This window comes from Halomonas sp. YLB-10, from assembly GCF_003856855.1.
Lineage (GTDB): Bacteria > Pseudomonadota > Gammaproteobacteria > Pseudomonadales > Halomonadaceae > Halomonas > Halomonas litopenaei.
The window spans coordinates 451,827-463,242 of the sequence record NZ_RRCU01000005.1 but is presented as its reverse complement, the minus strand read 5'-3'; the positions used below and the strand labels follow the sequence as shown (position 1 = coordinate 463,242).

The following is an 11,416-nucleotide window of genomic DNA, read 5'->3' as shown; positions in this document are numbered from 1 at the left end:
CCTCGCTGGGGGGCGCGCGCGCCGCCCCCCCCCACCCCCCCTCCCGCTCCGCGCGCCTCGGGTTCGGTTTTTTTTTTTTTTTTTTTGGGGGGGGGGGGGGGGGGGCGCGGGGGGGGGGGGGGGGGCGGGGGGGGGGGGGGGGGCCCCCCCCCACGGCCCCAGGCGACATCACCATGTTCCAAGTTCCCTCCTTTCTCGCAGGCCGTTCGGCACCTGGCCGAGTGACACCGATGGCGCTGGCCCTGACCGCAGGGCTGGCGCTACTGGCGATACTGAGTTCCAGCGAGGTGCTGGCCGCTGAGCTGAAGGTGACCGCGGGCACACCGCTCAAGCGCTGGGTCGAGCAGGCCGAGCCCAACGATACCTTGCGGCTCGCACCGGGCCACTACGCGACAGGCCCGGTGATCATCGACAAGCCACTCAGCTTGGTCGCCGACGGTGCCGGTGTGGTGATCGATGGCGGCGGCAGCGGGACCCTGCTGACCTTGCGCTCACCTGGCATTTCCCTGTCCGGGCTGACCCTTCAGCACTGGGGCGGCGACCTGACCGCCATGGATGCGGGGGTTCACGTGGAAAGGACCGCCCATGGCGCCAGCATCGAGCGCTGCCGGCTGTCCGGCCCTGGCTTCGGCATCTGGCTCGATGGCGTCGATGACGCCCGGGTCCTCGACAATCAGATTCGCGGCGATACCCGGGTACGCTCCCAGGATCGCGGCAACGGCGTGCAGCTGTTCAACGCGCGTCGGGCGCTGGTCTCCGGCAACGATATCCGCCAGGTGCGCGACGGCGTCTATATCGACACCAGCAGCGACAGCGTGATCGACAGCAACCTGCTCGAAGACCTTCGCTACGGCGTCCACTACATGTACGCCCACGACAACAGCGTGACCAACAACCTGACCCGTCACACCCGCACCGGCTACGCCCTGATGCAGTCCCGTGGGCTGACGGTGAGGGCCAATCGCTCCATCGAGGATCGCAACTACGGCATCCTGATGAACAACATCACCGAAAGCCGGATCATCGACAACGACATCATCGGCGTGCGCCAGGCACGCGACGCCCATGACCGGGGCCTGGTCAGCGGTGGCGATGGCAAGGCCATCTTCGTCTACAACGCCCAGTTCAACGTGATTCGCGGCAACCGCCTCGAGGACAGCGACATCGGGCTTCACCTGACCGCAGGCTCCGAGGACAACCGCATCAGCGGCAACGCCCTCATCCACAATCGCCGCCAGGTGAAGTACGTGGCCACTCGACAGCAGGAATGGTCCGAGCACGGTCGCGGCAACTACTGGAGCGACTACCTGGGCTGGGACCTTGACGAGGACGGCATCGGCGACACCCGCTACCAGCCCAATGACGCCATGGACCAGCTGCTGTGGCGACACCCGGAGGCCAAGGTGCTGATGGCCAGCCCGGCGGTGCTGGCGCTGCGTTGGGTACAGCGCGCCTTCCCGGTATTTCGCCCCGCCGGCGTCAGCGACAGCGCCCCCCTGATGACGCCTTCGAGACCTCGTTCCGCCACACGGACATCCTATCCATGACCCGCGCCACGACCTGCGCCACGACCCGCGCCACGACCTGCGCCATCGTCTTTGACGACGTCAGCCTGGAACACGGCGGCGTGACCCGCCTGTCGCACCTCAGCCTCGAGGTGAACAGGGGCGAGGTGCTCGGCCTGCTCGGCCACAACGGCGCCGGCAAGACCACCAGCATGAAACTGATGCTGGGACTGCTGTCGCCCACCCAGGGAAGTCTCAGCGTGCTTGGGCAACGGCCGGACCGAGCCGGCGACCGTGCCTTTCGCCAGCACCTGGGCTACCTGCCCGAAAATGTCCGCTTCTACCCCAACCTGAGCGGGCGAGAGACCCTCACCTATCTGGCCCGACTCAAGGGTCGGCCCACGACAGAGGTGGACGAGCTGCTGGTGCAGGTGGGGCTGGGTGAGGCCGCCGACCGACGCCTGGCGACCTGGTCCAAGGGCATGCGCCAGCGCCTGGGGCTGGCCCAGGCGTTGCTTGGCGAGCCTCGGCTGCTGCTGCTCGACGAGCCCACCAGCGGGCTCGACCCCGCCGCCACCGAGGCGGTCTACGCCACCATCGGAATGCTGAAGGCGCGTGGCGTGACGGTGGTGCTGTCTTCCCACCTGTTGCCGGGGGTCGAGCCGGTGATCGATCGTGCGCTGATCCTCGGCGAGGGCAAGTGCCTGGCGCTGGGCGACCTGGCGAGCCTGCGCGAACGCTTTGCGCTGCCCTACGTGATCGAGATGCGTGGTGCTCCCCAGGATCTGGCACTAAGGCTGATTCGCGAGGGCATCCCCGCCCGCTCTTCGTTGGCGGACGGTGGTCGACTGCGATTGGAAGTGGCCCCGGAGCACCGCATGAACGCCTTGAGGCTGTGCACTGCCTTTCAGGGGCTCAAGGATCTGGAAATTCGCCCCCCCAGCCTCGAGGCGCTGTACCGACGTGTCCAGGGTTGCAGCGGCCGCGATCCGGGCAATGGCAGTGAAGGGAACAGCGAGAGCGACGCCAGCGACCGCTACCAGGTGATCGACGAGATCGACCACACCACCGTCTCACCATCCGCCGAGGACACGCCCTGATGCGCCTTTTGCTGACCATCGCCCACAAGGAATTCCGTGACGGCCTGCGCCACCGCTGGGTGCTCGGGATCGCCGTGCTGCTGGGGGTACTGGCGCTGGGCATCGCCGCCTTTGGGGCTGCTGCCAGTGGCGGTACCGGCTTTACCGGCCTGTCCACCACCCTGATCAGCCTGTCGACGCTGTCCATGCTGCTGATTCCGCTGATCGCATTGATGCTGGCCTACGACGCCATCGTCGGCGAGGACGAGGGCGGCACCCTGCTGCTGCTGGCCACCTACCCCATGTCGCGACGTACCTGGCTGCTCGGCAAGTTCATGGGCCACGCCTGGGTGCTGGGCCTGGCCACCCTGTGCGGCTTTGCGGTCGCTGGCGTGGTCATCGCTTTCGCCACACCGGAAACCGCGCTGGCCGAGGTAGCCGCAGGGCTCACTACCCTGATCGTCTCCAGCGTGCTGCTGGGCTGGTCGTTTCTGGCCCTGGCGTACTGGATCAGCGCCCGTGCCGGCAGCAAGCAGGCTGCTGCCAGCCAGGCCCTGATCACCTGGTTCGTGTTCGTGCTGGTACTGGACCTGGCCCTGCTCGCCCTGCTGGTAGGCGTGCGCCAGGGAGGGGCCTGGCTGCCCTGGCTGATGCTGGCCAATCCGGCCGAGTGCTTCCGACTGCTGGTGCTCTCGGCGGTCGAGCCTCATCAGGCCTCGGCGATCACCGCCCTGGCCAGCGCCACCCCTCGGTCGCCCCTGTTGCTGGCGCTGTTACAGGTCGCCTGGGTGCTGCTTCCCCTGGGTCTGGCGATCAGGCGATTCGAGCGGCGATCGCTGTAACCCGCACGTCCAGTTCAGCCGAATGCCGACGCTGCCTGCCAGCCATTACTGCGGGCTATTGCTGCTGGCTTTTGCTGCCAGCTATCCCCCCACTCCGTCCGCCAGGACGCTCGCCTGGAGAACTCCCATGTCCCTTCCTTCTATGCTGCAACGCTTTGCCATCGGTGGCCTGATGCTGTTGTTGATCGGCTGCAACGACGGCACCTCTGACACGACTATCGGCCCCGCCCCCATCGGTGATGACGACATCTGCCATGTATGCGGGATGTTGATCAAGGCCACGCCAGGCCCCAAGGGAGAACTCGCACTCGATGGTGACAGCAAGGTCACCAAGTTCTGCTCGGCGGCGGAAATGCTGGTCTTTCTTCTTCAACCGGAAAACGTCGAACGCCTTGCCCATGCCTGGGTTCATGACATGGCTCGCACCGACTGGGATCACCCCGGAAATGGTGCCTTTATCAGTGCACAGGAGGCCTGGTACGTGTCTGGCCATTCGCGGCCCGGCGGCATGGGACATCCGTTGGCGACCTTTGCCACAAGAAGCGACGCGGAGGCTTTTCAGCACGAATATGGCGGCATCATCGAGCGCTTTGATGAGCTAGAAATCGACCAGCTAACCCATATGAGCCGAGCAAGCCACCCTTGAATAGGTATAGAAAACCCCGCAAATATGCAGCGACAAAAGCCGACCAAAAAAATTGCTAAATTTATGGATTTACCATGCTACATTCAAGAGACAATAAGATGGATGGAAGATCCATGACAAGGAGTTAAACCGCGCATGTTATCTCATTGATATAGGTCATCTGGCGTAGGAATAATCGCACATCGCTACGCTTTAATGCGCCAAGCCTGCGTGAGATTTCTCGTCCCTTGCTAGAGTCGAAAGCATGAGCGAAAGCCTCCCTTCTCTTTACCAAGTCGCCCAAGGGGCGCCGGGGCACGACCAATGCATCTGACAAGATTTACCGACTACTCATTGCGCGTTCTGATGTACCTTGCCGAATCCGGCAGCGAACGCACCACGATCGCCGAGATCGCCTCACGCTTCGAGGTCTCACGCAACCATCTGATGAAGGTGGTTCAGGAGCTCAGTCGCCTTGGCTATGTCTCCGCCGTCCGTGGCAAGCACGGGGGACTGTCGCTCAAGCAGGCGCCGGGCAGCATCCACCTCGGCGCCCTGGTCAGGGATACCGAACATAGCCTCGCCCTGGTGGAGTGCGAAGGGGACGACAGCGCCTGCTACATCGCGCCCATCTGCCGCTTCAAGCAGATCGCCAACGAAGGGTTGACCGCATTTCTGGAGGTCCTGGATCGCTACACCCTGGATGACCTGATGACGCCCCAGTGCCGCCAGCGCCTGCACACCCTCAAGCTGATCGAGCTCGAGCCGGAGCCTGAAGCCGAGCCCGCCTGACGCGCCGAGGCAAGACAGGGTAACGCCACGACAGCGTACTCCGAGAATGCTAGCCTCCTGACCTCTGAGTTCTCTCGGTCGTCAGGAGCCAGCATGCCGATTCCGCCATTGTTTTCACCTCGCCGCGCCCGCCTTCTTCGCCTGAGTGTCGCCGCCGCACTGGTCTCCGTACTCGGGCTGACAGGCGTCAGCAGCCAAGCCATGGCGGTGGATTTCGACACCTCGGCCCACCAGACCCACCAGGACTGGCAGACCTTGATCGCGACCCTCGGCGACGAGTCCCATGTGCGAGCGGTCCAAAGGACCAGCTACAGCGACGCCATGCTCAGCGTCAACGCCACGCCAGGGCATTGCCGCACGCCCTGGATCGAGGTCAGAAGCGACCTTGGCCAGCGCCAGGCCGTGAGCGAAGTGGTCAATCGCGTTCCCATCGACCTGCTGGTAGACGAGCAACGTGCCCAGACCGGCACGGCGGTGCTGTCCACCCAACGCGGTGACGACGGCCTCTACGTGCGCGTGAATGGCATCGACATGGACCTGCTGGCCTCGCGTCTCGCCACCGGTGAGCAGCTGCATCTGCGCCTGCGCATGACGCCCGATACCAGCGACTACTGGTTCATGAGCTTTTCACTGAATGGCGCCTTTACGGCATGGCAGCGGATGAAGACCCTGTGCAGGGCTTCCTGATCCGGCAGCAATTCCAGAGGCAATATAAAGGTGCGGGCGTCATGATCCCTGCGAGGGCTAGCGGCGCGCCTGCTTCGGGGGACCTTCTTCGGGGACCTGCTTCGGGGACCTTCCCCGAATACCTGAACCGGGTCCCCTGAGGCCGCTCAGGCGGGCCGCTCCATCGCCTGCAAGGTATCTCCCAGACCATCTTGCCGCTGCCCATCGCGGCTCAACCAGCGCCGCGCGAAGTCATCACCGCTCAAGGGCCGTGACAGCAGATACCCCTGCCCAAGATCGCAACCCAGGGCACGCAGTGCCTCGAACTGCGCCGGCGTCTCGATGCCCTCCGCCACCACCGTCAGTCCCAGACGATCGGCCATGGCGATGATGGTGGCGACGATGGCGTGATCGTTGCTGTCGGTCAGCATGTCGCTGACGAAGGACATATCGATCTTGACCGCCTGTACGGAAAATCGCTTGAGGTAGGCCAGCGAGGAATAGCCGGTCCCGAAATCGTCGATGGCCAGGGCGAATCCCTGCTGGCGCAGGGTGTCGGTGATGCGTATCGCCTGCTCGGGATCCTTCATGAAGCCGCTTTCGGTGATTTCCAGCCCCAGCAGCGAGGGGGAGACGCCAGCCCGGGCGGCGATCTCGCAAAGCTTGATTGCCAGCTCGGGGTCCTCGAACTGGGCCGCCGCCAGATTGACGTAGAGTCGCTCGGGAAGCCGGTCCAGCGATGCCTGCTGCCACTGTTTAAGCTGTCGGCAGGTCTGCTCCATGACCCAACTGCCGAGGGCCTCGATCATCCCCTGTTCCTCGGCCACGGCGACGAATTCCATCGGGCTTATCCATCCCAGTTCGGCGTCGTGCCAGCGACACAGTACCTCGGCGCCGATCAGGTCCCCGCTCTTGAGGTCGACGCAAGGTTGAAAGCGGAGCTCGAGACGTTTCGTGTCCAGCGCCTCACCCAGTCGAGAAGCAAGCACCAGTCGGCGCCGCAGATCACGTCCCATCTCAGGTGCGTAGAAGCGATAGCCGCTACGGCTTTCCTTGGCATGGTACATGGCGATGTCGGTGTGCTTGAGCAGTTCCCGGGAACTATCGCCATCGTCGGGGAAGAAGGCGACGCCGATGCTGACGTCGACGTTGAATCGATGCCCCTCATGCACCACTGGATCATTCAAGGCGCTGAGCAGACGCCCCACGACCTGGGCGGCTCCGATCTCGTCGGTCTGCTCCACCATGACGACGAACTCATCGCCCCCCATCCGCGCCAGGCTTTCCAGCCTGCCAAGGCAACCGCTGAAGCGAGTGGCCACCTCCTTGAGCACTTGATCACCGACGTCGTGGCCCTGACCGTCGTTGATCTCCTTGAAGCGGTTGAGGTCGAGGAACATCAGGGCCACCCGATATTGCTCGGTGCGAGCCCGGGCAATGGCCGCCTGCAGACGCTCCATGAAGTGGACCCGGTTGGGTAGACCGGTCCCGGGATCAAAGAAGGCCAGATGCCGTATATGGGCGTCGCTGCGGCGCCGTTCGAGCTCCGCCGAGGCGCCTGCGGCAAAGATCCTCAACAGGTGGCAGATGGGTTCAGGATCATGCAGCGGCTGACGATACAGCGCAAACAGGATACCGATGGCGTCGCCGTTGGCGTCTTCCAGGCGTCGGCCGACGTAGGCTTCCACGGCGAAGCCGACCATCTCCTCGGCGCGGGGATAGCGTTGGCTCATGCCTCGAGCAATCACATGCTCGCTGTCGCGAAAGGACCTCTCGCAGGGCAGCCCTTCGAAACTGTAGTGAAAGGGCTCCACCGGCTGGCCCGATACCAGGCCGGCGATCAGCGTCGCCTGCAACGGGACGCTTTCCTCGACGCGTGACACGAACACGGCGTCCGCGCCGAGGGCGTCGGTCAGACGTCGCACCAGCAGGGTAAAGAAGGCGTCGTCGCTGCGCGCCGTCACCAGTTCGGCCATGTCCAGCACCGCCTGCTGGGTGTTCTGCTGATGCTGGTGAGCGCGCATGGCCTGCAAGCCAAACGACAGGTTGTCCGCAAGCTCCCTCAGCAGCGCCAGTTCGTCGGCGCCAGCGTGGTAGGGCTGATCCATCAACAGCACCAGCACGCCCCGTCGCTCGCTTCCCAGACTCAGCGGCAAGGCCACCTCCGCCACGACCCCGAATCGTTCGGCCCAGGGCGGAGGCGCTACCGTACCTGTCGTATAGTCGGCTACCCGTTGCTCCTTGCCTTCATGCACCGCTTGCCCGCTGGGACCCAGGCCCTCAGGCGTGGTCACATCCCAGCTGAAACGCGCGTGACGCAACAAATCATCGGCGCCACCGGCGCTGACCAGCGGCAGGATGCTGCGCTCGGGGTCGTCCTGGGCCAGCCCCGCCCAGGCGTAGCGGTAGCCGCCCTGCTCCACCGCCAGCCGACAGGCCTCCTGGAAGATTGCCATCTCGTCGGAGAGCCGAATCACCGCACGGTTGACCAGTCGCAGCAGGGTCAAGGCGCGGTGGGCGCGCTTGAGCTGTCGGTTGGTCGTGTCCAGTTGGTTGGCGGTCTTCTCCAGCGCCTGCTCGGTGCGCCGATTGGACAGTTCGGCCCCGCAGCGCGCCGCGGCAATTCTCAGCACCTCCTCGACCAGGCGACGCTGGTGCAGTCGATGGCGGTGCAAGGCAACCAGAACACCATGCAACTCACCTTCGGGCCCTCGCATCGCCACACCGGCATAGGCTTCTGCACCAAAATCTCGCAGCAGGACGTCGTCCGGAAAGGCACTGCAGACGTTCTCCGGATAGATGCAGGCTCCGCCGTCCAGGGCATCGCGACAGGGGGTGCCGGCAGTCTCGTACTCGACGTCTGGCTGATGCCTGCCGTCTGCCATCAGCACCATGGACCGCAGGCGTGAGCCGTCCGCGACAGGGGTCGCTATCATCATGGCGTCAGCGTTGAGGATTACCGCCAGCCGATCGACCAGATGCATGAAGAAGTCATCACCGATATCCCGAGACAGGCTGTCGGCTAGGCTTTGAAAGGCTCTGCGGGCATCCATCTTCATAGGCCGGGCGACGATCCACTGAATAAGGTAATCAATGGTATCGAGGATAGCTTAACTTCGGGGCACCCCGCCGCCTCGCCCTGGCATTCTGTGCCGCTTCTCCCAGGACCAGACATCATCCGGCACCAGCAAACGGCGACAGCTCCAGGACGACTGCCCCAGAAAACAGAACGTTAGCACTAAGCCGCAAGCATCAACGGTTCATGCCGGTTGTCGCACAGATTCGTACAGCCTTCCGTCGTACGAGCCTAGGCGCTGTCCGAAAAGTCGACGAGCGAAGGTTAGACAAGGCAAAAATCGGTGAGAAAGCGCAGTTTACGGGGTGTAAATGAGTATTTTGACCGGGCTGGCGTACCAGACGATTTTTAACGCCGTATTACCGAGCGCAGGCACTTTTCAGACAAGCCCTAAAGCACCCGGCTTCTCAACCATCCGGTCAACACCTCCCCCAGCAACACCAGAATGACGATGCCACAGAGAATGGTGGCCACCGTCGGCCAGGCAAAGGTGTCGATGGCCCCCTGGAGGATGACGCCGATACCGCCGGCCCCGACCAGCCCCAGCACGGTAGACTCGCGAATATTGATGTCCCAGCGCAGGATGATCACGGCAAAGAAGGCCGGAACGACCTGAGGCACCACCGCGTAGAGGATGACCTTGGGCCGACTGGCGCCCACCGCTTCCATCGCTTCGACCGGCCGTCGGTCGATTTCCTCGATGGCCTCGCCCATCAGCTTGCCGACGAAACCGATGGAGCGACACATGATCGCGAGGATGCCCGCCAGCACGCCGGGGCCGAAGATCGCCACGAACAGCAGCGCCCAGATGATGGTATTGACCGAACGACTGGCCACCAGCACGAAACGGGCAAACCACAGGCAGGCACGATTGGGCGTGGTGTTCTGGGCCGCCAGGTAGGCGACGGGCAGGGCCACAAAGATCGTCGAGAACGTGGCCAGGGTGGCGATATGGACGGTCTCGACCAATGCCTCGACGATCTCGCCGAGGCGCCGCGGGTCGGGTGGCCACATGCGGTCGGCCAGGCTGTAGATCTGGGCAGGCGCATCCCACACCCAGGGCCAGAAGATATCGACATCCCTGGCCGCCCAGCTCAACACCGCCACGACCAGCAACAGCAGCACGAAGCGCGTCCAGCGCTCCCGTCGGCTGTAGCGCTGCCATACCCGTTGTTCTGTCGGCGTCGCTACCATAGTCGTCTCCTGACCCAGCCACTGATGCCCTCACTGACCAGAATCACCGCGATGATCACCAGCAGGATGGCGAAGGCAAAGTCATAGTCGTAGCGCCCGAAGGCGTTCATCAGGGTGCCACCGATACCACCGGCGCCGACGATACCGACCACCGCCGAGGCGCGCAGATTGCTGTCCAGCTGGTACATGGAAAGCCCCAGCTGGCGCGGCAGGATCTGGGGGAAGACGGCGTACAGCAACATGGACATGAACCCTGCACCGACCGACCGCATGGCCTCCACCTGTCCCCAGTCGATCTCCTCGATCTCTTCGGCCAGCAGTTTTCCGACAAAGCCGATGGAATAAAGCGTCAGGGTCAGGATCCCGGCCAGAGGTCCGAACCCCACCGCCTTGACGAACAGGATCGCCACGATGACCGGGTGAAAACTGCGCGACACGATGATCACCGCTCGCCCCACCAGATAGACCGGACGCGGGGCGATATTGCGCGCCGCCATCACCGCAAAGGGGATCGACAGTGCCACCCCCAGCAGGGTCGCCAGCAGGGCAATCTGGAAGCTTTCCTTGAAGCCGGTCAGCAGCAGTTCGAAGCGCTCGAAGCTGGGCGGAAAGCCGCCGCCGAAGATGCGCGCGGCCCGCGGCAGCCCATCGCTGATCCGCTCCCAGTCGAACGGCAGGGTGGCCAGCGCCCAGCCCAGGTAACCCAGCACGCCCAGCACCAGCAGCAGGCGCACCACAGGACTGGCGATAAAGGGCGGCTTGCGCCAGGTCCGAGCCTTGTCGTTGACCATCAGCGCTCCCCTTCCGCGACAGTCGATGCGGAGGTCTCGTCCGGGGCCTCGATGCCACCGTAGATCTCCTCCAGCGCTGCGGCATCAAAGCGCTCCGGCGTGCCATCGAAGATCATGCGACCGTGGCGCAGGCCGACGATACGCTCGGTGTAGGCCCTGGCCTGGGCCACATTGTGAATGTTGATCAGCACCGGCAATGACAGCTCGCTGGCCAGGGCTCTCATCAGCTTCATGATCTGCTCGCTGGTGACGGGGTCCAGCGAGGCGGTCGGCTCGTCGGCCAGCAGAATGTCCGGCTCCTGCATCAAGGCTCGGACGACCCCGACGCGCTGGCGTTCGCCGCCGGACAGTTCGTCCGCGCGCTTGTTGGCGTACTGGGCGATGCCAACTCGCTCCATCAGGTGGAAGGCGCGTTCGATATCCTCCGGCGGGAAGCGCCGCCGCCATGCCTGAAAGAAGCCGACGTAGCCAAGCCGACCGGCCAGCACGTTCTCCATCACCGTCAAGCGGTCGATCAGGTTGAAGCCCTGGAAGACCATGCCGATGCGCCGCCTGGCCTGGCGCAGTGGTGCGCCCTTGAGGCTGGACAACTCCTGGCCATTGAGTCTGATCGACCCCGAGGTGGGTTCGATCAGCCGATTGATGCAGCGGAGCAAGGTGCTCTTGCCCGCCCCGGACGCCCCCACGATGGACACCACGGAGTTGCCTTCCACGCGCAGATCCAGCCCCTTGAGCACGGGGTCATCGTGGCCATAGCGCTTGACCAGCTGGCTAATCTCGAGCATTGCACATCCTCGTTCCCCGGGAAGGCCGAGCGCCGTGCGCCGGCCCTCCTGTCCCTGGGAT

Annotated in this window: 10 protein-coding genes; 6 read left to right on the top strand and 4 right to left on the bottom strand. The window is 64.2% G+C overall.

All coding sequences use genetic code 11. The features are described from left to right. Positions 1–173 precede the first annotated feature (173 nt). From EBB56_RS14135 to EBB56_RS14110, 6 genes are all read left to right on the top strand, one after another. Entirely contained in the window at positions 174–1,547 is a 1,374-nt protein-coding gene (locus tag EBB56_RS14135; RefSeq protein WP_260425367.1) for a nitrous oxide reductase family maturation protein NosD, read from the top strand. Next, positions 1,544–2,605, top strand: coding sequence for an ABC transporter ATP-binding protein (locus tag EBB56_RS14130; RefSeq protein ID WP_124804645.1), 1,062 nt, complete (start codon positions 1,544–1,546; stop codon positions 2,603–2,605). The genes EBB56_RS14135 and EBB56_RS14130 overlap by 4 nt, the downstream gene beginning before the upstream one ends. Further along, positions 2,605–3,426, top strand: coding sequence for an ABC transporter permease (locus EBB56_RS14125; protein ID WP_124804644.1), 822 nt, complete (start codon positions 2,605–2,607; stop codon positions 3,424–3,426). Before EBB56_RS14130 ends, EBB56_RS14125 begins: the two co-directional genes overlap by 1 nt. A gap of 22 nt (positions 3,427–3,448) precedes the next feature. Continuing rightward, a complete protein-coding gene (locus EBB56_RS14120; RefSeq protein WP_124804643.1) occupies positions 3,449–4,072 on the top strand; it encodes a nitrous oxide reductase accessory protein NosL in 624 nt (207 codons plus the stop codon). A 303-nt stretch (positions 4,073–4,375) separates the two neighbouring features. Then, positions 4,376–4,843, top strand: coding sequence for an Rrf2 family transcriptional regulator (locus EBB56_RS14115; protein WP_045993543.1), 468 nt, complete (start codon positions 4,376–4,378; stop codon positions 4,841–4,843). Between the two features lie 93 nt (positions 4,844–4,936). Next, positions 4,937–5,530: a hypothetical protein gene (locus EBB56_RS14110; protein WP_124804642.1), complete on the top strand. Its 594-nt coding sequence runs from the start codon at positions 4,937–4,939 to the stop codon at positions 5,528–5,530. A gap of 146 nt (positions 5,531–5,676) precedes the next feature. Here the strand turns inward: EBB56_RS14110 and EBB56_RS14105 are convergent, their stop codons facing one another. The 4 genes from EBB56_RS14105 to phnC all read right to left on the bottom strand — a co-directional run bounded on the left by EBB56_RS14105 (position 5,677) and on the right by phnC (position 11,355). After that, entirely contained in the window at positions 5,677–8,562 is a 2,886-nt protein-coding gene (locus EBB56_RS14105) for an EAL domain-containing protein (RefSeq protein WP_185696445.1), read from the bottom strand. Between the two features lie 413 nt (positions 8,563–8,975). Then, positions 8,976–9,779 carry a phosphonate ABC transporter, permease protein PhnE gene (gene phnE / locus EBB56_RS14100; RefSeq protein WP_045994838.1) on the bottom strand — a complete coding sequence of 268 codons (804 nt, stop codon included), beginning with the start codon at positions 9,777–9,779 and terminating at the stop codon, positions 8,976–8,978. After that, a complete protein-coding gene (phnE, locus tag EBB56_RS14095; protein ID WP_124804640.1) occupies positions 9,773–10,570 on the bottom strand; it encodes a phosphonate ABC transporter, permease protein PhnE in 798 nt (265 codons plus the stop codon). Before phnE (EBB56_RS14095) ends, phnE (EBB56_RS14100) begins: the two co-directional genes overlap by 7 nt. Then, entirely contained in the window at positions 10,570–11,355 is a 786-nt protein-coding gene (gene phnC / locus EBB56_RS14090) for a phosphonate ABC transporter ATP-binding protein (protein ID WP_045994840.1), read from the bottom strand. The genes phnE (EBB56_RS14095) and phnC overlap by 1 nt, the downstream gene beginning before the upstream one ends. Positions 11,356–11,416 lie beyond the last annotated feature (61 nt).

Excerpts from the sequence above, each read along its gene's own strand:
- EBB56_RS14130 (WP_124804645.1), top strand. The coding sequence starts at position 1,544 with ATGACCCGCGCCACGACCTGCGCCACGACCCGCGCCACGACCTGCGCC.
- phnC (WP_045994840.1), bottom strand. The coding sequence starts at position 11,355 with ATGCTCGAGATTAGCCAGCTGGTCAAGCGCTATGGCCACGATGACCCC.
- EBB56_RS14110 (WP_124804642.1), top strand. The coding sequence starts at position 4,937 with ATGCCGATTCCGCCATTGTTTTCACCTCGCCGCGCCCGCCTTCTTCGC.
- phnE (WP_124804640.1), bottom strand. The coding sequence starts at position 10,570 with ATGGTCAACGACAAGGCTCGGACCTGGCGCAAGCCGCCCTTTATCGCC.
- EBB56_RS14120 (WP_124804643.1), top strand. The coding sequence starts at position 3,449 with ATGCCGACGCTGCCTGCCAGCCATTACTGCGGGCTATTGCTGCTGGCT.
- EBB56_RS14105 (WP_185696445.1), bottom strand. The coding sequence starts at position 8,562 with ATGGATGCCCGCAGAGCCTTTCAAAGCCTAGCCGACAGCCTGTCTCGG.
- EBB56_RS14125 (WP_124804644.1), top strand. The coding sequence starts at position 2,605 with ATGCGCCTTTTGCTGACCATCGCCCACAAGGAATTCCGTGACGGCCTG.
- EBB56_RS14135 (WP_260425367.1), top strand. The coding sequence starts at position 174 with ATGTTCCAAGTTCCCTCCTTTCTCGCAGGCCGTTCGGCACCTGGCCGA.
- phnE (WP_045994838.1), bottom strand. The coding sequence starts at position 9,779 with ATGGTAGCGACGCCGACAGAACAACGGGTATGGCAGCGCTACAGCCGA.
- EBB56_RS14115 (WP_045993543.1), top strand. The coding sequence starts at position 4,376 with ATGCATCTGACAAGATTTACCGACTACTCATTGCGCGTTCTGATGTAC.